This window comes from Mesorhizobium sp. 131-2-1 (assembly GCF_016756535.1).
In the GTDB taxonomy this organism is placed as follows: domain Bacteria; phylum Pseudomonadota; class Alphaproteobacteria; order Rhizobiales; family Rhizobiaceae; genus Mesorhizobium.
The window spans coordinates 4,547,079-4,569,120 of record NZ_AP023247.1; the positions used below are offsets into that span (position 1 = coordinate 4,547,079).

The following is a 22,042-nucleotide window of genomic DNA, read 5'->3' on the forward strand; positions in this document are numbered from 1 at the left end:
ATAACCGTAGCTGTTGGGGACGGACGGGGTTTCAACAGCTTGGCGGCGGCGCCGGACGGGCGGGCACGATCCTGTGCACCGCCCGCTCCTGGCCGGGTCCTCTCGAAACGCGGATTTGAGCCGCCTTGCCGCATGGCAAGGAAGACATCGCCCAGCCGTCAGCGCATTTGGCGCTCGCCGCCCTTGCGTCTTGTCCGCCGATTGACCATCCTCATTGCGGTGCCGCGCCTCCAGCCGGAGTAGCGGCCGGGGTATTGGCGCATGGGATCATGCGCGGGCGCGGTTGGGGAATCGCAAATGCTGACGCTTTACGCGTTGAAACCGGCCTTCCAGGCGAGGCTGCGGCCGTTGGCCGATCGCCTGGCCGGGGCCGGCGTCACCGCCAACCAGATCACGCTGCTCGCCGCAGGCCTTTCCGTGGCCACCGGCGTGGTGGCGGCCGCCTTCGCGGCCCATCCCGCGGTGTTCCTGCTGATGCCGGTGGTGCTGTTCACGCGCATGGCGCTCAACGCCATCGACGGAATGCTCGCGCGGGAACATGGGCAAGCTTCAAAACTCGGCATGTATCTCAACGAGCTCTGCGACGTCATCTCGGACCTGGCGCTGATTCTCGCATTCGCCGTACTCTTCCCGGCTTGGGGTGTGGTCGCCTTCGCGGTCATGGCGGTCATCGTCGAATTCGCCGGCGTGCTCGGGATCGCCGCTGGCGCCAAGCGCGATTACGCCGGGCCGTTTGGCAAGAGCGACCGGGCGCTGGCGCTCGGCGTCATCGGCGCGCTCATCGCCTTCGGCCTTTGGCCGGCAGCACTCACGCCCTTTGTGTTTCCGGCGGTCGCAACACTGTCGCTGGCGACCGCCATCAACCGGATACGCAGCGGCCTTAGAGGAGCAGTCGAGCAATGACCGACCTCGGGGGCAACACCATGATCCATCAGCAGAATATCGCCGCTGCGGCGCCGGCGAACCTCGAACGGGTGGCCGAGGAGCGGACCTTCAAGACCCATGACGGCACCGAGATCTTCTACCGCTACTGGCCGGCGGTGGGCGAGAAGCCCAAGGGCGCCATCCTTCTCTTCCATCGCGGCCACGAGCATGGCGGCCGGATGGCGCATCTGGTCGACGAGCTCGCGATGCCCGGCTACGCCTTCTACGCCTGGGACGCGCGCGGCAACGGCCGCTCGGCCGGCGAGCGCGGCTACGCACCGTCCTTCGCCGCGCTGGTGCGCGATATCGACTGTTTCGTCCACGAGATCGCCCGCGACGGTTTTTCCCAGCGCGACGTAGCACTCATCGCGCAGTCCTTCGGCGCAGTGCTCGCCGCGGCCTGGGTGCACGACTACGCACCGGACATCCGCGCGTTGGTGGTGGCGTCGCCGGCCTTTTCGGTCAAGCTCTACGTGCCCTTCGCCAAGGAAGGCATCGCGCTATGGCAGCGGCTCAAGGGGCGCTTCTTCGTCAACTCCTACGTCAAGGCGAAATTCCTGACGCATGATCCGGAGCGCATCGCCTCCTTCGACGCCGACACGCTGATCACAAGGCCGATCGCCTCCAACATACTGGTCGAGCTCTACACGCATGCGGCCCGCATCGTCGCGGACGCGCGCGCCATCACCGTGCCGACGCAATTGCTGATCTCGGGCGCCGACTGGGTGGTGCGGCACGGGCCGCAGCACGAATTCTTCGTCAACCTCGCAAGCCCGGCCAAGGAGCGGCACGTGCTGCCCGACTTCTTCCACGACACGCTCGGCGAGCGCGATCGCAAATACGCGCTCGACCTGATCCGGCCGTTCCTGGAAAAGCAGTTTTCGGCGCCGGAAAAACCGATCGACCTCACAGCGGCCGACCGCGCTGGGTACACGCGCGACGAGGCCGACAGGCTCGCCTCGCCGCTGCCGCTGCTCTCGCCGAAAGGTCTCTACTGGGCATTGAGCCGCGCCTTCATCCGCATCGGCTCCTGGTTCTCCAACGGCCTGAAGACCGGGATTACCACCGGTTTCGATTCCGGCTCGACGCTCGACTATGTCTATGAGAACGAGGCACGCGGCGTCAGCCATATCGGCCGCATGGTCGACCGCACCTTCCTCGACGCCATCGGCTGGCGGGGCATCCGCCAGCGCAAGCTCCATCTGGAGGAATTGATCGACAATGCCGCGGCGCAGCTCAAGGCCGCCGGCCGGCCCGTGCACATCGTCGATATCGCCGCCGGCCATGGCCGCTACGTGCTCGATGCCGTCGCCAAATGCCCGACGCCCCCGGCGAGTGTGCGGTTGCAGGACTATTCCGAGCTCAATGTCGGGCTCGGCACCAAGCTGATCGCCGAACGGCACCTGCCGACCAGCGTCACCTTCCGCCAGGCCGACGCTTTCGACGCTGCGATGCTGGCCGCGCTGAAGCCGGCGCCGGACCTCGCCATCGTCTCCGGCCTCTACGAGCTCTTCGCCGACAATGCGCTGATTTCCCGCTCGCTCGGTGGGTTGGCCAGCGCCATGCAGCCCGGCGCGCTGTTGATCTACACCAACCAGCCCTGGCACCCGCAGCTGGAGATGATCGCGCGCAGCCTGACCTCGCATCGCGGCGGCCAGGCCTGGGTAATGCGGCGGCGCACGCAGGGCGAGATGGACCAGCTGGTGCAGGCCGCCGGCTTCGAGAAGATCGACCAACGCATCGACCAGTGGGGCATCTTCACCGTCTCGGTCGCCCGGCGCGTCTGAGGAAGCCGTGCCCGCCGCCACAGATCCTCTCCCAGCCCCCGTCGCGACCGAGCGGCCGAAGGACGCCTTCGGCGCCATCCTGCTCAGGGCAGCGCTGTGGCTGGCGCTGCTCGCGCCGCTGTTCTACTCCACCTACGGCTTCGCCAACTGGCTGGCCTCGCGCCGCGACGATGTCGGCAGCATAGTCTTTGCCTGGGAGCGCGACATCCCGTTCATGGCCTGGACGATCGTGCCCTACTGGTCAATCAACCTGTTCTACGGCCTGTCGCTGCTGCTCAACGACACCAAGGGCGGCGTAAACCGCCTCGCCGGCCGCTACCTCACGGCGCAAGCGGTGGCGGTGACCTGCTTTATCCTGTTCCCGCTCAGGGCGACCTTCGTGCGGCCGGAGACAACGGGCCTGCCGGGCTTCCTGTTCGCGGTGCTCGGCGGTTTCGACAAGCCGTTCAACCAGGCGCCGTCGCTGCACATCGCGCTCCTGGTGATCATCTGGGATCACTGGCGGCACCGGCTGACCGGCATCGTCGGGATCGCCTGGCACGCCTGGTGCTTCCTGATCGGCGCCTCGGTGCTGACGACATGGCAGCACCATTTCATCGACATCCCGACCGGCGCATTGCTCGGCCTGTTCGCGCTGTGGCTGTTTCCGCGCGAGGGCGAGTTGCCCTTCGCCGGCTTCCGACTGGCCACCGACAGCACAGCGCGGCGGCTAGCCTTGTTCTATGCGCTGGGCGCCGCGCTGTTGCTGGCGGCCGCGGCCGGCGGCGCCCTCGTCTCGGCGGTTGCGCTTGCCCTGCTCTGGCCAGCGCTGGCGCTCGCCATCGTCGCCTTCGGCTATGCCGGAGCCGGCGCCAAGGTGTTCCAGAAGGCGGCGGACGGCAGCGTCTCGCTGGCCAGCCGCCTGTTGTTCTGGCCCTACCGCATCGGCGCCAAGGTCAATCTGTGGGCATGGACGCGCAAGCTATCGCCAACGGTACCGGTCGCCGACGGCGTGTTCCTCGGCCGCTTCCCGACCGCGGCCGAGGCCAATGGCTTCGGCACGGTGATCGACCTTGCCGCCGAACTGGAAAGGCCGGGCGGCGCATCCTGCCGCTGGATCAGCCTCGCCGTGCTTGATCTCTTGCCGCCGTCCGGAGCGAAACTTGCCGAAGCGGTACCGGCGGTCGAGACGGCTCGCCGCAAGGGGACGGTGTTGATCTGCTGCGCGCTCGGCTTCCAGCGCAGCGCCACGGTCGCCGCCGAATGGCTGGTCGGCACCGGCCGCTCGCACACACAAGCGCAGGCGCGGAAATTGCTCGCCGCCTCCGGCCGTCCGGTACACATTCACGCTGGGGCGGACGAAGCGGCATGAGCAGCAATAGCTATCAGGACAGAGCCGGCGCCTTCGCCGCCGGGCTGATGGTGCAGGCGGTGTGGCCGCCGCTGCTGGTCTCGGCTTGCGTGCTTGCAGCACCCGTAATCGGCCTGGTCACCGGACCGCAAGCGACTGCGCTGTCGGCGGCAGCCTGGCTGGTGGCGGCGGTGGGAGCCCTCGCCACCCTCGCCTTCTCCGCGCTCCTGTTGTTCGATGCGCTGCTGTTCCGGCTGATGGCAAGCCATGACAGCGAGGCTTCGGGCGGCGCCGCGGTCGATGAATTGCTCGCCCGCATGCGGCTGAAGCCCAAGCCGCCCGCCACCCGTCCGCTCGACCAGCGCATATCGGGCACGCGGCGGCTGCTCATGAGGCAGCGCCTTGCCTTCGCTCTGTTCACGGCGGCTTCACTCGTGGCGGCGTATCTCTGAGACCCCGATGACAAAACTCCACATCCGCGCCAACTCCTTCACCCTCCTGCAGACCATCACCTCGGTCGGCCTGTCGGCGCTGGCCTGGGTGGTGACTGGTGTCCGGCCGATCTGGAACGGTAGCCAGCCGTCGGAGCGGCAGCGCATCTATTTCGCCAACCATGCCAGCCATGGCGACTTCATACTGCTCTCGGCCTGCCTCAGCGAGAAGGTGCGCGCCCGCACCCATGCGGTTGCGGCGGCCGAATATTGGGGCAAGTCGCGGCTGCGCCGCTACATCGCCGAGGACATGCTGTCCTCGGTGCTGATCCACAGGCAGTGGACCGAGGAGTCACAGAACCCGATCTCGATCATGCTGTCAGTGCTCGACCAGGGTCATTCGCTGATCCTGTTTCCCGAGGGCACCCGCAACACCACGGACGAGCCGCTGCTGCCGTTCCGTTCCGGCCTCTACAATCTGTCGATGGCGCGGCCGGAGGTCGAGCTCATCCCGTGCTGGATCGAGAACATGTCGCGGGTCCTGCCCAAGGGCCAGTTCCTGCCGGTGCCGCTTCTGTGCCGCGTCGTCTTCGGCCCGGCTGTCACCATCACCCCCGGCGAGGAACGGCGCGCCTTCCTCGAACGCGCCCGCCAGACGCTGCTCGCGCTCAACCCCCGCCCTGACCGAGACGATTGATGCCATTGCCGCCGATACATGAAACCTTGATCCTGGTCGTCGGGCTGGTGGCCGTGCTGTCGACGGCCAGCCTTACCGCCGGCATCCTGTCGTGGCGGGCGCCGAAGCCGCTGTCGCCGACGCTCGTAAACCTCACCCAGCGCATCAACGCCTGGTGGGTGATGGTGGTGGCGATCACCGTCGCCTTCTTCTTCGGCCGCACCGGCATGACCATCCTGTTCGCGCTGATCTCGTTCGCGGCGCTGCGCGAGTTCGTGACGCTGACGCACAGCCGACGCAGCGACCATTGGGTTCTGCTCGGCATGTTCGGCATCATCATCCCGTTCCAGTACTGGCTGGTGTGGACGGCGTGGTACGGGCTCTTCACCATCTTCATCCCGGTCTACTGCTTCCTGCTGATGCCGGCGATCACCGCGCTCAACGGCGACACCGAGCGCTTCCTCGAGCGCGTCTCGGCGCAGCAATGGGCGATCATGATCTCGGTCTACTTCGTCAGCCACGTGCCGGCGCTGCTGACGCTCAACGTGCCAGGCTTCGAGGGGCGCAACCTGCTCCTGATCGCATTCCTGATCATCACCGTGCAGGGCAGCGACGTGCTGCAATACATCTTCGGCAAGCTGTTTGGAAAACACCTCCTGTCGCCGACCGTATCGCCGTCAAAGACCTGGGAAGGGCTGGTCGGCGGGCTCGCGGCGTCGAGCCTGCTCGGCGCGCTGTTGTCGTTCCTGACGCCGTTCTCGCCGCTGCAGGCGGCAGCGGTGGCCCTCGTTGCCTGCCTGATGGGCTTTCTTGGCGGCCTCGTCGCCTCGGCCATCAAGCGCGACCAGGGCGTGAAGGACTGGGGCCATCTGATCGAGGGCCATGGCGGCATGATGGACCGCGCCGACAGCCTGGTCTTCGCCGCCCCGGTGTTCTTCCACACAGTGCGCTATTTCTGGTCGGCGTGAGGCCGCGTTCAGCTTGCGACCGCAAGCGGCGTCCGACACCAGCCGATCCCATTCAGGTGGCGGCCGCTGCAAAGAAGAGCCCGCCGGTGTGCAGCCGGCGGGCAGATTTGGTGTCGATAGCGAGAGAACCTCGCTGGGTTAGAAACGCGCGGTCGACGATTTGGTTTCGTGCCGGGGCCGGGCAGCGGCCCTATGGTAACGACAAGCAAAAAGCTCGCCCGGCGTGACCGGCGAGATGGCTCTTGGAGGTTGGGAACTGCCCCGCCTAACTTGCCGCAGTTTCATGACGGTCCGATGAACCAACCACGCGCCCTTTCGGGCGCCGGCTGGCGGTGCATCGCCCCGATACCGTTGGTTAGACCTGGCGGCCGCCCAAGCGCCTAGTCGCGTGCCCTGCGGATGGAAGAGATGAGCTCGTCGACACGATCCACCGGGTGAGCATGCGGCTTGCCAAGCGATCGAGCATCCAGTCGGTTGTCATAAATGCGCACCAGCAGATCGCAGGCCACTTTGGCGCGCTGCCAGGTGCGACCCACCAGTGAGCGGCCTCCCAAGCTACCAGGAGCGTTTTCAAACTCATCCCACACCATCCAGTTTCCCGAAGGTTCTGGACGACAGCGGAATCTTGCCTTTCCATGATCCTGCATGGCCTCGAAACGGGAAAGGCGCACTGTTGGTTCGATGACAATCGAGGCGATGGTTAACTGCGCCGAGGGTTGTGGCATCCTCCGCGATCGTGCCACGGGCGATAGCTTGTTCGCGACGCTGAAGAGATTCTTCGCACCAGCCGCGTCCGAGAGCTGCAGCGCTGCCACAAACAACCGCCGCCTCGACCAATTGTGACCTCGAGCCGGCAAGCGACAAATGCGCGAACCGGAACCAACACTTCTCAGTCCTCGTTCATCCGATGATGCAAGAGAAGGACACAGAGATGGCCACCAAGAAAAAGAAAGGAAACGAGGAGGCGAGCCGCGTGGTGAAAGGGCAAGAGCTCGAGGTGGAGCACCTGACGGAAATTACCGACGTCTCGCCGAAACAGGCGCGCGCCTTGTTGCGCAAGCATGGTGCCGACTGGACCAAGCTCAAGGACGAAGCCGAAGATTTGAAGGAAGACTGAAAGACTCGGCGCGGCTTCTTCCGCACGGACAGGCATTTCTGGTCGGCGTGAGGGAGATCGCAGCTGAGGCGCCGCGCCTTCACCCATCAAGGGCCACTGAACCCTGCCCCGAATGCCGCAGCCAGTGCCGGTCGAAGACGTCAAGGATGGCGCGGAACTCGGTCGGCGGGATTTGGTGGACGCCGCCATCGCTGCCGCCGACGAGGAAGCGCGTGAGCTGCCGGTCGACCTGCTCCGGCTGCTCGATGGTGATGCCGAGCGATGCCAGATCCCCCGATATCGACTGATCGGGCAGCAGGTATCCGCCCCACGAGGCGGCGCCCGGCACCGGAGCGCGCAGACGCACGATGAGGATCCGTGTCAGCGACGGCTGCGCCTCCGGGCCGATGATGGCGGTGCCGCACATATAGCCGCCAAGCACGCTGCCCGGCTGCGACTGCGGGAACAGGCTGATGAAGAACTGGGCATCGCCGCCGACTTCCTTCAGATGCACGTAAAGGGCGCGCTTGGCCGGCGTGACCGGGCCGCCAAGCACCAACTGGCCGGTCGGCAAGGACTCGCGATAGGTCGCGGTCAGGCCATGCAGGCCCGGCCCTGGCTCGATCGACAGGATGCCCTTGATGAACTGGCCGCGATAGTAGGGCGACCAGGCGCGCGAATAGCATGCGTAGATCCCGGCGAGCGCGTTGGCCTGGCTGCGCTCCTCATGAGTGAACGCAGTCTCGAACTGAGTGCTGGCGCGGCGTTCGAGCTCCGCTCTGTCGACGCCGTGACGGTCCGAGATGGTGGCGGTGAAATCCGGCAGGTCGCAGTCGGCGATCCAGGCGCCCGGGTGCTCCAGGCGGAGCAGCTTCGCCCAATCGTCATAGACGCTGTGCTCACGTGGTTGGGCGCGGCCCTGCAGCCATTTGTCGGCGCGGCCGAGATCGAACGCGGTCTTCGGATTGACGGCCCGGAACGCCGCCGCCAGCTCCTTGCGGGTGACGGTTCCCAGCAGGGCTGACGTCAGGCGCAATTTCTGCGCGATATGCTGTGCCATGCCGCTGCCCCTTGCTGCCCGCCGTCAGCCATAACATGCCCTGGCGCATCCTCCCATTGTACTTTTCCACAAGCTAATATTCCAGGAATTCCAAAGAATTCCACGGCATTCCGCACGTGCTGCCTTCTCGGTTGACCGGCCGGCGCTAAGCTCGCCGCGGGCAAGGGGCAGACCGTCAGGACAACACACGGAATGTGGGCTGGGCACGTCTTCCTTCGCAGAGCAGTGACACGCTTCAACCAAGCAACGGCGAAGCCAGGCTCAGGGAGCCTGGAGCAACCGAACCGTAATGCCACTCAACCTGAAGGAACGACCAGATGACCTCGAACGCCTCCTCCAAGCTGACCTTCATTGTATTTACCGCCGGATGCATCGCATTGGCGCTGCTCTTCCGATACGCGCCGACCGGTGACTCTGCGTCGAAATATGTCAAAGGCCCAGCGGCGCAGGCCGCGCAGCCGACGCGCATCGACATCGACAACGCGGCACACGCGATCCGCTTCTACATCGACGGCAAGCAGGTCGCGCTGCTCGACGAGTCCGGTTTCAAGCAATGAGGCCGTGGAACCAAGGAAGGAATCCGTCATGAAAGTCGTTCTAGCCGCGCTGTCCGCGCTCCTCTTCATGCTTGTGTTCGCGCAGGCCGTGGAGGCCAAGAAGAAAGTTCCGGCGAACCAGGACAACGCCGCCAAGGTCGAGGAAATCCGGCCGCCGCTCGACAACACATCGACAGGCGGGATAAGGCCTGCCGCGGAGGCAAAGGCGCCGGCCACCGACGGGTCGCAGTACCCGCCGGCGCTGTATCTCAATTTCCAGTAGGCGACGACCGGGTCGGCACGACGGAGGGGCGCGAGGGACCGCTGTCGGCAGAGAACCGGCGCACGCACATGGCCGAAGGCGCCGTCAGCCGGCAGCCGCCGCCGGCACTTTCCTGGCGGCAGGCCGGGCGCGGCGCGGGCGGCGCTTGGCGGCGAGCTTGAGGGCCACCGGCGGTGCGCTCGACAGCGCGCCGGTGACGGCGTCGACCATGCCATAGGCGACGAAATCGGCATTGAGGTCGCCGGCCTCGGCGGTGGCGGCCTGCTTGTCGCTGTTGCCGGTTTCCGACCAGAAGACGATGCCGACCCTGAGCTTCGGCCTGCGGCGCTTCAGCCTGCGCACCAGAAAGCGTGCATGCTTGACGGAGTCCCGGTTGAGGAAGCCGATGACGACCGTGTCGAGCCCGTCGAGTTCGAGATGGCGCACACCGTCGGGCTCGATATCGGTGAAGCCCGCCTTCGTCACCGCGGCGCCCTGCACTTCCAGCACCTGCGCCAGCATGGCAGCGGCGGCATCGTCGAGTTCGCCGCGCCCGCCGGCGCATAGAACCGCAATGCCGGTCCCATCCGGCAGGTTCACCTCTTCGGCCTCCTCGGTCTCCTTGTCCTCGCCGGCCTTTCGCTCGGACGCCTTGCGTTCGCCGGCCTTGTCATCGCCCGATCCGGCGGCTTCCGGCTCGACCTCTTCCTCTTCGGCTTCCTGCTGGGCGCTGTCGTCGAGGTTCGCCACCAGGATCTCGGCGCTGCCGGCCACCAGGCGCCGCTGCTCATCGTCCAGCACGCCGCGCATGCGATCGTGCTCGCCGAGCAGCAAAGCGGGGATAGCCACCTTGTCGTAGAACTCGAACAGATATTTGTCTTCCAGGAATTCCTCGGCGTGGTCGGTCGCCTCGTCGGGGTCGCCGGCCAAGAGTCGCTGGTAAAGCCGGGCATGGGGCTCCAGCACCGGCTCGTTGCCGAACAGCACGTCGAGGAACTCGAATTGCGGCACATGGCGGCCGAGCACGACCAGGCAGACGGTGAGCGGCGTCGACAGGACCAGGCCAAGGGGACCCCACAGCCATGTCCAGAAGATCGCCGCGACGATGATGGCGAGTGGCGAGAGGCCGGTGCGCGAGCCGTAGAGCCAGGGTTCGATCACATTGCCGGTGATCAGCTCCATCACGATGAACAGGGCCGCCGTCCACAAGAGCAGCGCCCAGCCGGGCGCCACGGCCAGCGCCAGGAACAGCGGCAACAGCGCGCCGATGATCGGGCCGATATAGGGGACGAAGCGCAGCGCCAGCGCCAGCATCCCCCACAACAGCGCATTGGGGATACCCAGCACCCAAAGACCGATGGTGATCGGCACGGCATAGACGATGTTGACCACCAACTGCATCAAAAGATACTGGCCAACCCGCTTGCCGGCATCCTGCAGCGCCTGCGTGGTGCGGTGGAGATCGCCATAGCCGACGAGGCGGATGAAGCGGTCGCGCAGATCCTCCCGCTCCATCAGCATGAATATGACCACGACGATGACCAGGCCGGCCGAGGCGAGCGGGCTGAGCAGCGGCGCGATCAGGTTCTGCAGCACCTGTAGCGGCTTTTCATGCGCGACGATCTCGACCGGGATCGGATCGCGCTTCGGCGCCTCGGTCGCCGATGGCAGTTGCGGCTCCTGGCGCTCGATCTCCTGGCCGACGCGCTCGATCACCCCGCTCAGCCTGGCGATGATGCCGCCGCCGAGGCCGCTTTCCTTCAGCGAGCGGATCTTGGTCAGGATGTTGATCTGATAGACGGGGATGTTCTGGGCGAGATCGCTGACCTGCGTGGCGACGACGAAGGAGAACAGGGCAAGGGCGGCGAAGGCGCCGAGCACGCTGGCAATGACGGCGGGAAGGCGGGGGATCCCGGCGCGCTTGAGCGAGGCGACGACCGGCGCTATGGCGAAGGTGAGCAGCAGCGCGATAGCGATCGGCAGGAAAACCTCGCGGCCAAAATAGAGCGCGGCGACCGTCGTCACCACAGTGGCGACCGTGGGCAGGACCGTGCGCGGATGGCCCCTCGATGCCGCGAGGAGACTGGCCAGTCCCGGCTCCGATGCCCGCATGCCGTTCCGACGATTCACCTGATGCCTCCGCCCTGCCAAAGGCCATGATCGGCCATATTTAGCCGGCAGGCAACGCGCTCGCCCATCGCCCGGTTCCGGTGGGGCGGCGGCGAAGCTGCAGATCTCTCCGTGTGCCTGGCGGCGGGCCGCCTCAGCCCACCCTGACGACGAAATGCTTGGTCACCGGCTCGACGATCTTCCAGGTTCCCTTGAAGTCGGCTTCGACAACGAAGGCATCGCCCGGGCCGACCTCGACCGGCGTTCCGCCGTCGGGGGTGATGACGATGCGGCCGGCGATCATGTGCACGAATTCGTAGTCGGTGTAGGTGGCGTGGTAGGTCCCCGGCGTCGCCTGCCAGGTGCCCGACATCACCTTGCCGTCGGCGGTGGTGTGCTGGACTGCGGTCTTCATCGTCGGCCTGCCCTCGACCACCACCCAGCCCGGCAGGTCGCCGGCCTCGGCATTGTCGACGGCGCCGAATTTGAGAATGGTCTGGTCGGTCATGGTGGGCTCCGTTTGAACTCAGCCGGCAGTGGCTGGCGGTGCATAGCCGATGCGCGGGGGCCGGGCAACGCGGCTGGGGTGTGTGGTTCCGATATCTGCCGGCCCGCTTGACCATGCCGCCATCGGCGGGATAGGCCGGGTCAAAAGCTCCCTATTCCACCCGATGAAAGACCGGCCATGACAGAGACGATCGTAAGAGACAGCAATGGCACAGAGCTCCGCGAGGGCGATTCCGTCACCCTGATCAAGGATCTGAAGGTCAAGGGCACATCGGAGACGATCAAGCGCGGCACGCTGGTCAAGAACATCCGCCTCACCGGCAATCCCGGCGAGATCGAGTGCAACACCAAGCAGGTCAAGGGCCTGGTGCTGAAAACCGAGTTCTTGAAGAAGGCGTGATTGGGCGGGCCTTACCTTCTCCCCTTGTGGGCCTGTTGCGTAATTGGCTGGTTGTGATTCTCTGAGGGCGGAAGCCGGGGAGAGTCGCAATGGCGGTGAAGCAGACAGGTCAGTTGAGCTTGGCGGAAGCGTTTCTTGGCAGCAAGCTTCCAGGTGGCTCTTCGCCACTCGATCGGCTGTCTGGTCTGGTGAAGTGGTACCGCTTCGAGAAGCTGCTTGGCGCGCTGCGCGATGGCGGGCCGGGACGCGCGGCCTGGCCGCCGCTGGTGCTGTTCAAGGCGCTGCTGCTGCAATCGCTCTATGGGCTGTCGGATCGCGAACTGGAGGAAGCGCTGGGCGACCGGTTGTCGTTCCGCCGCTTTGTCGGGCTTGGTCTTGAGGAGAGCATCCCCGATCACACGGTGCTGTCACGCTTTCGCAATCTGCTTGTCGGCGAAGGGTTGATGGAGAAGCTGTTTGGCGAACTGGACCGACAGCTGGAGAAAGCCGGTGTGATCCTGAAGCGTGGCACGATGCTGGATGCCACGCTGATCGATGCCGTCTCGGCGCCGCCGACGCCGGAGCGGGTGTCGAAGGACGCAGACGCTCGCATAACCGCACGCAAGGGCAAGGGCGGCCTCACCTTCGGCTACAAGGCTCATGTCGGGGTGGATGAGGGATCGGGCCTGATCCGCACGGTGATCACTACACCGGCCAACGTCAACGACACAGTGCCGGCCGATCGCTTGATCTGCGGCGACGAGAAGACGGTGTGGGCGGATGCCGCCTATGACACCCATGCCCGCCGTGCCCGGCTCAAGGCTGAGGGCAAGAAGGTGCGCATTGCGCGCCGCCCCAACAAGCATCATGCGCTGCCGGCGCGGCTCAAGCATTACAATCGTCTGATCGCCAGACGGCGAGCGGCGGTGGAGACCACCTTCGCCACGCTCAAAAACCGCATGAGGCTGACCACGATCCGTTATGTCGGACTGGCCAAGGCTGCTGGTCAGGTGACGATGGCGGCGATCGCCTTCAACATGCGCCGATGGGCCGCCATCACGGGATAGGTGCGCCTAGCGACCGGCCAAAGGGCCGGACCACCACCCTTAAACCCCCAACCAGAAGCCCAATCCCAGAAGCAAAGCGAAAGCCAACGGCGAAATCGCTCCGCAAGCCTCTCCCCGATAACTACGCAACAGGCCCCTTGTGGGAGAAGGTGGCCGAGCGCAGCTCGGACGGATGAGGGGTGCTCCAGCTTGGCGCCAGCCTTCCCCTCACCCGGATTGCCCGCCGATTTGTGAAGGACAAATCGGGGCAATCCGACCTCTCCCACGAGGGGAAAGGCAGGGCGCCCCCTCCACTTATGTTGCACTGCGTTAAATATGTTGCATTGCGATATCGACGCTCAGGGTCGAGTCTGCCCCTGGGTGGGCTGCCAACGACCAGACGAGGCGTCGTATTGACAGCACAATTCCCGGCCTCGGCCGCATTCCGACCCGACATCGAAGGCTTGCGCGGGCTGGCGGTGGCCGGCGTGATCGCCTTCCATTTTGGGCTCACGGCGCTCCCGGGCGGCTTTGCCGGCGTCGACATCTTCTTCGTCATCTCGGGCTATCTGATCACCCGCCATCTCGTGAACGAGATCAGCGAGACCGGACGGCTCGACCTTTGGCGCTTCTATGCGCGGCGCGCGCGCCGGCTGCTTCCGGCCGCGCTGTTCGTCATTCTCGCCACGCTGGTCGCCGGCGCCTTCATCCTGTCGCCGGAGGAGCAGTCGCTCTATTCCAAGGGCGCCATGTTCGCCTCGGCCTACATGATCAATCTGTGGCTGATCCGCTGGTCGTTCGACTATTTCGCGTCCGACGCCGCCAACAATCCGTTCATCCATTTCTGGTCGCTGTCGGTCGAGGAGCAGTTCTACCTCGCCTGGCCGGCGCTGCTGATGCTTGCGGCATGGCTGAGGCCGGGCAAGCGGGCGGTGATCCTGGTGATCGGGCTTGCCGGCCTTGTCTCCTTCGCCGTCTGTGCCTGGCTGACCACCGTAGCCCAGCCCTGGGCCTTCTATTTCTCGCCGTTGCGCGCCTGGGAGTTTGCCGCCGGCGGACTGGCGACGCTGGTGCCGGCAGCGGCCTTGCGGGAGCGCCGCGGCCTGAGCGCCGCGATGGCCTCGGCGGGCCTGGCGCTGATTGCCATCGCCTATCTTTCCTTCAGCGAGGACGCCCCCTTCCCCGGCCTGCTGGCTTTGGTGCCGGTGGCCGGCACCGTCCTCATGCTGCTGGCGGGAGCGGCCGGCGCCAGGAATGGCCTCAGTGCCGTCCTGGCGCTGCCGCCCTTGCAGTGGGTCGGCAAGCTTTCCTACTCGCTCTACCTCTGGCACTGGCCGGTCATCGTCTATGCCGGCATGCTCACCGCCGATCTCTCCACCGCGCAGCGCCTGTTCTGCCTGGCGCTGACGCTGGCGCTGTCGGCCTTCACCTACCTGTTCATCGAGAACCCGATACGCCGCAATGGCTGGCTTATGGCCAATGCGGCGCGGGCGCTGGTGCCGGCCGTCCTCCTGACCGGCACCGGCGTCGTCGCCGCCTACGCCAATGCGCGGCTGGCCGTGCACGACCTCGACCCCGAGCAGCGCGTCATCGCCGAAAGCGCGGCGCGCCCCTCCACCGCGCGCGCCAGGAACGGCTGCGTGCTCGACTACGAGACGGTGACGCCGAAACCCTGCGTGTTCGGCGCCAAGGACGCGCCGCGCACGATCGCGCTGTTTGGCGATTCGCATGCCGACCATTGGTCGACGCCGTTGATCGAGGCGGCCGAGAAGAAGGACTACCGGGTGGTGACCTGGCTCAAATCGTCCTGCCGGGCCTCCAGGCTGACGATCTGGGCGACGAAGCTGAAGCGCGACTACACCGAATGCGACGAATGGCGCGAGCAGTCGATCAGGGAGATCATCGCCATGCGGCCGGCGCTGGTGGTGATCTCGGAGATCGCGCTGAGCAGCTCGCGCAAGATGTCGGAGGGCATGGACGAGCCGGAAAGCCAGGACGCCGACTGGAAGGTCGGCCTGCGCTCGACGCTGGAGACCTTCAGCAAGGCCGGACTCAAGGTCGCCTTCATCCGCGACGTGCCGTTCAACGACGAGCATGTCGACACCTGTGTGGCGCGCGCGCTTTGGCGCGGCGAGACGCCATCGCTCTGCGACCAGACGCGCGCCTATGCCGCCAATGACGGCATGGCCGCAGTGGAGCGCGACATCGTGCAAAGCGTGCCAGGCGCCTTCTATGTCGACCTCACCAGCCAGTTCTGCGACCAGACCACCTGCCACGTCTTCATCAACGGTAAGCTCGCCTTCCGCGACCGCCATCACCTCGCGACCCCCTTCGCGGAATCGCTAGAGCCGGTGGTGGAAAAGACGGTGCTGCGGGAGATGGGGAGCTAGGGGGCGAGAGCCTTGCCTATTGCGGTCTTTCAGTTGCCAGCGGCGCTTGCCGGAGCTGCGGTACTCATGCGCAGACCGACGGCATTTCTGATGGAACGCCAATAGACGCTCGAACGAGCAGCGACGAAGGCAGCGTGGCGATCGCCTTCGTTCACCAATATCTGGCGAATCACGAGAGATCGGTTCGGCCGACGCGTGCTGTCAGGCGACAGGCGGCCTGGCGGCTCTCATGTCGGCCACCCGCAATTCTTCAGCGTGCGCCTTCACGAGGTCGCTCATGCTGTCGAAGCGGAAATCCACCGTCGGCATGTCGCCGGGGTTCATGGTGGCGCCGAAGCCCTGATCGGCATGCCGGCGATAGATCCAGCACGATGTGAGACCGAAGCGGTTGGCGGGAGCGTGATCGTGGAACATGCTTTCCGCCGTATGCAGGATCTGTCGCTTCTCGAGCCCGATTGTCCCGAGCTTTTCGAGCATATAGTCGAAGTTCCGGTCGGAAGGCTTGTAGGAACCGATATCTTCCGCCGTGTAGATCGCATCGAAATCCACGCCGAGCTTCTTGTTGCTGAACGAAAAGCTCTCGTTGTCGACGTTGGAGAGGATGATCAGCTTGTAGTGCTTCTTGAGATACCGCAGGGCTTCGGCGGAGTCGGCAAAAGCCGGCCAATCCTTGACGCTTTCGCCATACGCCACACAATCCTCGCGGGTGACGACGACACCCCATTCCTCCGCCAGTCGCTTGTAAACGATCGACAGAAGGTCGCGGTAGCGTTTCCCCGGAGTCCATTTCTGCTGACTGGATTCGTGCCGGGCATGCGCCTCCAGAATGTCGTTACGGCTCAAGTTGCGGGCAGCCCGTTCGGTCAGCGGCTTCAGGCCGTCGATCATGCCGGATTCCCAATCTATCAGGGTACCGTAGCAGTCGAAGGTCAGGGCTTTGAAATCTGTGAGCTTCATGGGTTTACCTCCTTGATGTCCATGATTGAATCGACGCTGGAATAGATCGCGATCGGTGCATCGTACGAGCCGTGTTCGACTGATTATCCGATGTGCTGCTGACTGAGCTCCAGGTCCTTCCACGCTGCGCTGCGCGACGATGTGAACCAGACACCAAACAGTGTCACCGCAAGGCCAACGAACATCGCCGTCGAAAGCGGCTCGCCGAACATCGACCAGCCCCAGAGCATCGTCACCGGTGGGCTGAGATAGATCACACTGCTGACCTGCGAGGCCGAGTAGAGGCGCAGGCTCAGATAATAGGTGCTGTAGCAGAAGAAGGTCGAAAACAGCACCAGCCATGCGATGCCGAAGCCGAAACGGGCATCGAGGGGCGGCATCAGCCCGCCATTCCATTCGGCGCACGCGGCGAATGGGATCGCCGCCGTCAGGCATTGAATGCACAGGCTCTGATGGATGGGCATATTGATCGTCCCCATCCGCTTCTGCACTACCGTCGCCAGCGCCAAAACCATCATGGAAGTGACGGTCAACAGATATGCCCAGGCCGGAGCCGTCCCGAAGGTCAGGCTGTCCAGCGAGACGATGAGCACGCCCGTCACTCCGAGAGCCGTTCCGATCCATTGCCTCCGTGTCAATCGGTGTCCCAGAACCGGCTGCGACAAGGCCGCGATGGCGAGAGGGACAAGATCGGAAATCAGCGCGACTAGGCCGGTCGGCACGCGCTGGCCGATGGCAAGCGCGAATCCGCCCAGATAGAGGAACATCATCGCCACGCCGAAGACCATCTGCTGGATCAAGGCACGGGCGCTTATGCGCGGCCTGATCAGCAGGGCAAATGGCAAAAGGATTAATCCCGACATCAAGGTCCGCCAGAACAGGACCAGCATGACATCGGCATTCTCGCTGGCGTAGCGGATGCCGACGAAGCCAGAACTCCAGCTTACGACCAGGGCCGTCGCCATCATTGGCCACACGAGGAGATGGGTTTTGGTGTGCAGGAGCGTCACGGGATCTCTTTGGTCTGGCGCCCGTGGCCCGGAAGCGGATCACGGCCAATGTTGGCGCGGACTATTGACGACACGCAACGCATGTTGCACATGACAAATTTCGATACGTTCATGAAATAGCCACGAAAACGAGCATAGCAGCTTGCCTGAAAAGCGTCGGTGGATCAGAAATTGGCGCGCTGCTTTGGTTCGAGCGAGGATTGTCATGGCCGGAGTGATGAGCCGTCGCCTGGATGTCGACGCCTTACGCGCACTGGTCGCGATCGAGAAGAACGGCGGCGTCACGCGCGCGGCTGAGATCCTCGGCTTGTCGCAGTCGGCTGTCAGCCACAAGATCAGGCGACTGGAAGCGAGCCTCGACTGCGAAATCCTCGCCCGGAAAGCAAACGCGCCGATGTTCACCACGGCCGGACAGGATCTGCTTGGCTATGCGCGGCGCATTCTGGGCATCCATGACGAGGCGGTCCTGAGCCTGTCGAAAAGCACGTTGCAAGGCAAGATCGCGCTAGGAATGACCGAGGATACGACCTGCACGGACCTTTCGCGCATTCTTGGCCGGTTTCGCCGGCTCTACCCAGAGGTGAGCGTCCGCACGCAAGTGCGCATGAGCCTCGTATTGCAGGAGCAGCTCAGCCAAGGAGCCCTTGATGCCGCCATCATCCAGGTATTCCAGCACGAGGTCCGTCCCGCCGACATCCTCCTGTTCCGCGAGACTCTGCATTGGGTGAAATCTCGCGACCTGGTTCTGTCGAAGGGGGAGCCGATTCCATTTCTTTCCTTCGATGAAAACTGCTTTTTCAGGCGCTGGGGCATCGACGTCGGGCAGGACGAGGGTACGGTGTTCGAGACCGTGTTCGAATGTTCCAGCGCAGCCGGAATCATTGCAGGCGTGACCGCGGGACTCGGTGTCGCACTTTTGAGTCAGCGGCACCTGCAGCCCGAAATGGAAATTGTCGACAACCAATTCCCCAAGCCTCCGGACCTGGCTTATGTGATCAGGCGCGCGCGCACCCCCCGAAACCCCGCGCTAGAGACCTTGGTCAGGGAGATCGAGGCTGAAGTAAAGCGCTACGGGGCGCTTCAAATCGCCGTCTGAGCGCGTCGGGCCGCGAACGGTCGGAAAGGCGCGGTCGCGCCAGCCGTGCGCACCTCATCAGACGGTTTCGAGCCGGCTGAACCGAACCGGGATGAGTTTGCGTGTCTTGAGTTGCCCAGCCGCGTCCTTGTCGATGACAGTCAGAAACTGACCCTCTTCAGACGCCAAAGGCAGAACCAAACGTCCCGCCGGCTTGAGCTGATTCAGCAAAGCCGGCGGCGTACGCTCGGCCGCCACGCTCACCAGGATCTTATCGAATGGGGCGTGCTCGGGCCAGCCGCGAGACCCGTCTCCGACACGGATGGCGACATTGGAGATGCCAAGGCCCTGCAGCAGAGCCTCGGCTTGGCTTGCGAATTCCTCGATGATTTCGACGCTCCAAACTTGTCCGGCGAGTTCCGCGAGGATCGCGGTCTGATAGCCGAGACCAGTCCCGATCTCGAGCACTGACTCGTGGCGTCGGGGAGCAAGGAGATCGGTCATCAGGGCGACCATGAAGGGCTGTGAAATGGTCTTGTCGAAGCCGATCGGCAGCGGCATGTCCTGGTAGGCATAAGGCGCGACCGAGGCTGGCACGAAGAGATGCCGGGGAACCTGCCGCATCGATGCCATCACGCGCTCGTCGAGCGTCGCCTTGCCGATTTCCTCGCTTGAAAGGTCGGCAAGGATCGCAATCATCTCGACCATGTGCCTGCGTAACACCGTAAGGTGCTCTTCGTTCATCGGTTTCATGACGGCGGGGCTTTCCACGACCAGTCTGCCAGATAGCTTTATATCCTGTTTGTGTTGTCACGGTGATGCCCGCAGGCCCGCGTATCAGACCCAAACCACTTTTTATCGGAACAGCAGCGCGTCTCGGGGGTTTTATTGGATCAACCTTGAAAAGGAGGTAGCCATGAAAAAGCTCCTGCTCGCCTCCGTCATCGCTGTTGCGTCTGCGGCGGCCATGATCGGACCGGCCGGTGCTGACAGCCTGCGGTTCGGCATCGGCATCGGCCCCGCCTATGACGATGACTATTATGGCGGCTATGGCCCCTACTATGGCGATCCTTATGTCTATCGCCCGCACTATCGGTACAATGTCTACGACGACGGCTACCGTCCGCGCTACTACATGCGCCATCACCGCAATTGCTGGACCGAGTACCGCAGGCACTGGCGCCACCACCACCGCGTGATCGAGAAGATCCGCATCTGCGAACGGCGGTGGTAAGCGGTTGATACCGGCGTCCCCTTCTTCCATTGCGGGAGAAGGGGAATCGCGCTTGCAGATCCCGGCCGATCGGATCATCTGTTCAGCGCCGGGGGGTCGGCGGAGGCAAGGATTTGACGCAGCGAAGCGGCAGTGCCGACCTGCCTCTGCATGGCGGGCGGCTCCCGAAATGGCTGGGCTGAAGCGCGGGCTGGACCCGCTTGCCGGCGAGCTTGACATCCATGTTTGCGGTGGCGGTCAACATTGACGCCCCCTTGCCGCTGCTTCGCGGCAATCTCCTCCTCATGGGCCAGATCGACACCGGCGAATATTAGCGATCGGGAACATAGGCCTCCTGCGGTGCGTTTAGCCGATGATCAGCCTTCAGGAGGAGGTTGCCATGAAAAAACTGCTACTTGCTTCAGTGATCGCCGTTGCCTCCGCGGCAGCCACGGTCGCGCCGGCGGATGCGCGCGGATTGGGATTTTTCGGTCCCGCTTTCGGTCCGTTCGGCGGCTTCAGTCCGTTCTACGGTGGACCGTTCTATGGTGGACCATTCTATGGCGGCGGACCGTTCTACGACTATGGCGGGCGCTATTACGGCCCGCGCTATTACGATGACTATTATCCCGGTTACGTGGTCCGCTATCCGCACCGCTACTACTATCGGCACCACCATTACCGCCACTGCCACGTGAAGTGGGTGAGGCACTGGCACCATCACCACCGGGTGCTGGAACGCGTGCGGATTTGCCGTTACTGACCTTCGTCATCCTCGGGCTTGACCCGAGGATCGATGCCGTGACGCTAGTCGTACATGCGGCGGATCAGAATTCCGCATTGCCGCAACGCTCGAAAGTCACAGCAATGGATCCTAGCGCGCGTCGCTTCGCTCCTTGCTCCGCCCTGGGATGACGAAGCAGCGGGCGCCTTGCAAATGCCACCCCTGCCATCTACCTCTCCGGTATCCAGGGAGACAATCGCGTGACGCAGCGAAGCGGCAGCGCCGACCTGCCGCTGCATGGAGGGCGGGTCCCGAAATGGCTGGGTGAGCGCATGACGCGGCTGGGCGCGGTGCTGTGCGAAGCCATCATCCACCATTACGGCCGCGACGAGCTGCTCAGGCGGCTTGCGCATCCCTTCTGGTTCCAGTCCTTCGGCGCCGTGATGGCATGGACTGGCACTCTTCCGGCATCACCACCTCGGTCATCGGCGCGCTGAAGCGCGGCCTGAACCCGCTCGCGGGCGAACTCGGCATCCATGTCTGCGGCGGGCGCGGCGCGCATTCGCGCAAGACCCCGGGAGAGCTTATCGCAATCGGTGACCGCGTCGGCCTCGACGGCTCGGTGCTGGCCACCGCCAGCCGGCTGGTGGCGAAGGTGGACAGCGCCGCCGTGCAGGACGGCTACGACCTTTACCTGCATGGCTTCATCGTCACCGATGACGGGCGCTGGGTGGTGGTGCAGCAAGGCATGAACGGCGACGCCCGCCAGGCGCGCCGCTACCACTGGCTGTCGGAGGGGCTGACGAGTTTTGTCGACCAGCCGCACGCGGCGATCGAGGGCGAGCGCCAGGGCGAGATCGTCAACCTCACCGACCATCGCGCGGAAAAGGCGCGCGGCGGCCAGATCGCCCTTCTGAAGACGATGAGCCCGGAGAAGATCCTGACCGAGCTTGCGGTGCTGGAACCGCAGCCCGAGCCCGAGCCGGCCGCGCAGCCGCTGCTTCCCAACCTGATCATGCCCGCGCATCACGACGTGCGCGAGAGCGACATCGTCATGCGCCGCCTGCACGGCAACATCTCGGCGGCGATCGAGAGCGGGCCGAAGGATTTTCCCGAGCTGCTGCTTGTGCCCGGCGTCGGCCCGCGCACGGTGCGGGCGCTCGCCATGGTGTCGGAAGTGGTGCACGGCGCGCCCTACCGCTTCTCCGACCCGGCGCGCTTCTCGCTCGCCCACGGCGGCAAGGACCGCCACCCCTTCCCGGTGCCGCTGAAAGTCTATGACGAGACGATTTCGGTGCTGAAATCGGCGGTGAGCAAGGCGAGGCTCGGGCGGGATGAGGAGCTGCAGGCGCTGCGGCGGCTGGATGGCGAGTCGCGGCGAATGGAGCGCTATGTGACGGGGCCGAGCCTGAAGGAGATCGTGGCCGGGGAGATGGACCAGTCGCATCTGCTGGGCGGGCGGAGTGTGTTTGGGTGGGAGAAGGCGCCTGAGGGTCCTGAGGTGGAGGAGCCGAATTTGGGGAAGACGGCGCGAGAGGTTTGATCGGCCCTGTCCGAAGCTC

22 protein-coding genes and 1 pseudogene are annotated in these 22,042 nt (G+C 64.7%); 16 read left to right on the forward strand and 7 right to left on the reverse strand.

Annotation, left to right across the window (positions count from 1 at the left end):
* Positions 1-297 precede the first annotated feature (297 nt).
* Genes JG743_RS22125 through JG743_RS22150 form a run of 6 tightly spaced genes read left to right on the forward strand, consistent with a single transcriptional unit; the run spans position 298 to position 6,116 of the window.
* Positions 298-903 (forward strand): CDP-alcohol phosphatidyltransferase family protein, encoded by a 606-nt coding sequence (locus JG743_RS22125; protein WP_202292866.1) that lies wholly within the window; start codon positions 298-300, stop codon positions 901-903.
* The gene (locus tag JG743_RS22130) at positions 900-2,711 is read left to right on the forward strand and encodes a bifunctional alpha/beta hydrolase/class I SAM-dependent methyltransferase (protein WP_202292867.1); all 1,812 of its coding nucleotides are present in this window, start codon (positions 900-902) and stop codon (positions 2,709-2,711) included. The genes JG743_RS22125 and JG743_RS22130 overlap by 4 nt, the downstream gene beginning before the upstream one ends.
* Before the next feature lie 7 nt (positions 2,712-2,718).
* The gene (locus JG743_RS22135; protein ID WP_446720870.1) at positions 2,719-4,062 is read left to right on the forward strand and encodes a phosphatase PAP2/dual specificity phosphatase family protein; all 1,344 of its coding nucleotides are present in this window, start codon (positions 2,719-2,721) and stop codon (positions 4,060-4,062) included.
* Complete coding sequence (locus JG743_RS22140) at positions 4,059-4,493, forward strand: hypothetical protein (RefSeq protein WP_202292868.1); 435 nt, start codon at positions 4,059-4,061, stop codon at positions 4,491-4,493. Before JG743_RS22135 ends, JG743_RS22140 begins: the two co-directional genes overlap by 4 nt.
* 7 nt (positions 4,494-4,500) lie before the next feature.
* Positions 4,501-5,169, forward strand: coding sequence for a lysophospholipid acyltransferase family protein (locus JG743_RS22145; protein WP_202292869.1), 669 nt, complete (start codon positions 4,501-4,503; stop codon positions 5,167-5,169).
* Positions 5,169-6,116, forward strand: coding sequence for a phosphatidate cytidylyltransferase (locus JG743_RS22150; protein ID WP_202292870.1), 948 nt, complete (start codon positions 5,169-5,171; stop codon positions 6,114-6,116). The genes JG743_RS22145 and JG743_RS22150 overlap by 1 nt, the downstream gene beginning before the upstream one ends.
* Before the next feature lie 380 nt (positions 6,117-6,496).
* On the opposite strand, the gene JG743_RS22155 is transcribed toward JG743_RS22150, so the two are convergent.
* Complete coding sequence (locus JG743_RS22155; RefSeq protein ID WP_202292871.1) at positions 6,497-6,931, reverse strand: hypothetical protein; 435 nt, start codon at positions 6,929-6,931, stop codon at positions 6,497-6,499.
* A 116-nt stretch (positions 6,932-7,047) separates the two neighbouring features.
* Between JG743_RS22155 and JG743_RS22160 the strand changes: the two genes are divergently transcribed.
* Complete coding sequence (locus tag JG743_RS22160; protein WP_202292872.1) at positions 7,048-7,233, forward strand: hypothetical protein; 186 nt, start codon at positions 7,048-7,050, stop codon at positions 7,231-7,233.
* 79 nt (positions 7,234-7,312) lie between these two features.
* Here the strand turns inward: JG743_RS22160 and JG743_RS22165 are convergent, their stop codons facing one another.
* Positions 7,313-8,272, reverse strand: a complete 960-nt coding sequence (locus JG743_RS22165) for a hypothetical protein (RefSeq protein ID WP_202292873.1) — start codon at positions 8,270-8,272, stop codon at positions 7,313-7,315.
* A 317-nt stretch (positions 8,273-8,589) separates the two neighbouring features.
* Between JG743_RS22165 and JG743_RS22170 the strand changes: the two genes are divergently transcribed.
* A complete protein-coding gene (locus JG743_RS22170; RefSeq protein ID WP_202292874.1) occupies positions 8,590-8,829 on the forward strand; it encodes a hypothetical protein in 240 nt (79 codons plus the stop codon).
* 28 nt (positions 8,830-8,857) lie between these two features.
* Positions 8,858-9,091, forward strand: coding sequence for a hypothetical protein (locus JG743_RS22175; RefSeq protein ID WP_202292875.1), 234 nt, complete (start codon positions 8,858-8,860; stop codon positions 9,089-9,091).
* Positions 9,092-9,175: 84 nt separating this feature from the next.
* Here the strand turns inward: JG743_RS22175 and JG743_RS22180 are convergent, their stop codons facing one another.
* Together JG743_RS22180 and JG743_RS22185 are read right to left on the reverse strand one after the other, a co-directional pair.
* Positions 9,176-11,182: an AI-2E family transporter gene (locus JG743_RS22180; protein ID WP_202302858.1), complete on the reverse strand. Its 2,007-nt coding sequence runs from the start codon at positions 11,180-11,182 to the stop codon at positions 9,176-9,178.
* 151 nt (positions 11,183-11,333) lie between these two features.
* Positions 11,334-11,687, reverse strand: a complete 354-nt coding sequence (locus JG743_RS22185; protein WP_202292876.1) for a cupin domain-containing protein — start codon at positions 11,685-11,687, stop codon at positions 11,334-11,336.
* Positions 11,688-11,864: 177 nt separating this feature from the next.
* On the opposite strand from JG743_RS22185, the gene JG743_RS22190 reads away from it, so the two are divergent.
* The 3 genes from JG743_RS22190 (at position 11,865) to JG743_RS22200 (ending at position 15,501) form a co-directional block, all read left to right on the forward strand.
* Positions 11,865-12,086 carry an alkylphosphonate utilization protein gene (locus tag JG743_RS22190; RefSeq protein ID WP_202292877.1) on the forward strand — a complete coding sequence of 74 codons (222 nt, stop codon included), beginning with the start codon at positions 11,865-11,867 and terminating at the stop codon, positions 12,084-12,086.
* An 89-nt stretch (positions 12,087-12,175) separates the two neighbouring features.
* On the forward strand, positions 12,176-13,132 hold the full coding sequence (locus JG743_RS22195; protein ID WP_202292878.1) for an IS5 family transposase: 957 nt from the start codon (positions 12,176-12,178) through the stop codon (positions 13,130-13,132).
* Positions 13,133-13,524: 392 nt separating this feature from the next.
* Positions 13,525-15,501 carry an acyltransferase family protein gene (locus tag JG743_RS22200; RefSeq protein ID WP_244672865.1) on the forward strand — a complete coding sequence of 659 codons (1,977 nt, stop codon included), beginning with the start codon at positions 13,525-13,527 and terminating at the stop codon, positions 15,499-15,501.
* Between the two features lie 201 nt (positions 15,502-15,702).
* Here the strand turns inward: JG743_RS22200 and JG743_RS22205 are convergent, their stop codons facing one another.
* On the reverse strand, positions 15,703-16,458 hold the full coding sequence (locus tag JG743_RS22205) for a haloacid dehalogenase type II (protein ID WP_202292880.1): 756 nt from the start codon (positions 16,456-16,458) through the stop codon (positions 15,703-15,705).
* Positions 16,459-16,541: 83 nt separating this feature from the next.
* Positions 16,542-17,426 (reverse strand): DMT family transporter, encoded by an 885-nt coding sequence (locus tag JG743_RS22210; RefSeq protein ID WP_202302860.1) that lies wholly within the window; start codon positions 17,424-17,426, stop codon positions 16,542-16,544.
* Positions 17,427-17,673: 247 nt separating this feature from the next.
* On the opposite strand from JG743_RS22210, the gene JG743_RS22215 reads away from it, so the two are divergent.
* The gene (locus JG743_RS22215; protein ID WP_202292881.1) at positions 17,674-18,564 is read left to right on the forward strand and encodes a LysR family transcriptional regulator; all 891 of its coding nucleotides are present in this window, start codon (positions 17,674-17,676) and stop codon (positions 18,562-18,564) included.
* Positions 18,565-18,621: 57 nt separating this feature from the next.
* Here the strand turns inward: JG743_RS22215 and JG743_RS22220 are convergent, their stop codons facing one another.
* A complete protein-coding gene (locus JG743_RS22220) occupies positions 18,622-19,296 on the reverse strand; it encodes a protein-L-isoaspartate(D-aspartate) O-methyltransferase (RefSeq protein ID WP_202292882.1) in 675 nt (224 codons plus the stop codon).
* A 163-nt stretch (positions 19,297-19,459) separates the two neighbouring features.
* Between JG743_RS22220 and JG743_RS22225 the strand changes: the two genes are divergently transcribed.
* The 3 genes and pseudogenes from JG743_RS22225 to JG743_RS22235 all read left to right on the forward strand — a co-directional run bounded on the left by JG743_RS22225 (position 19,460) and on the right by JG743_RS22235 (position 22,023).
* The gene (locus JG743_RS22225; RefSeq protein WP_202292883.1) at positions 19,460-19,777 is read left to right on the forward strand and encodes a hypothetical protein; all 318 of its coding nucleotides are present in this window, start codon (positions 19,460-19,462) and stop codon (positions 19,775-19,777) included.
* A 379-nt stretch (positions 19,778-20,156) separates the two neighbouring features.
* The gene (locus JG743_RS22230) at positions 20,157-20,519 is read left to right on the forward strand and encodes a hypothetical protein (RefSeq protein ID WP_202292884.1); all 363 of its coding nucleotides are present in this window, start codon (positions 20,157-20,159) and stop codon (positions 20,517-20,519) included.
* Positions 20,520-20,740: 221 nt separating this feature from the next.
* A pseudogene (locus JG743_RS22235) lies at positions 20,741-22,023 on the forward strand (DUF763 domain-containing protein).
* Positions 22,024-22,042: the final 19 nt, after the last annotated feature.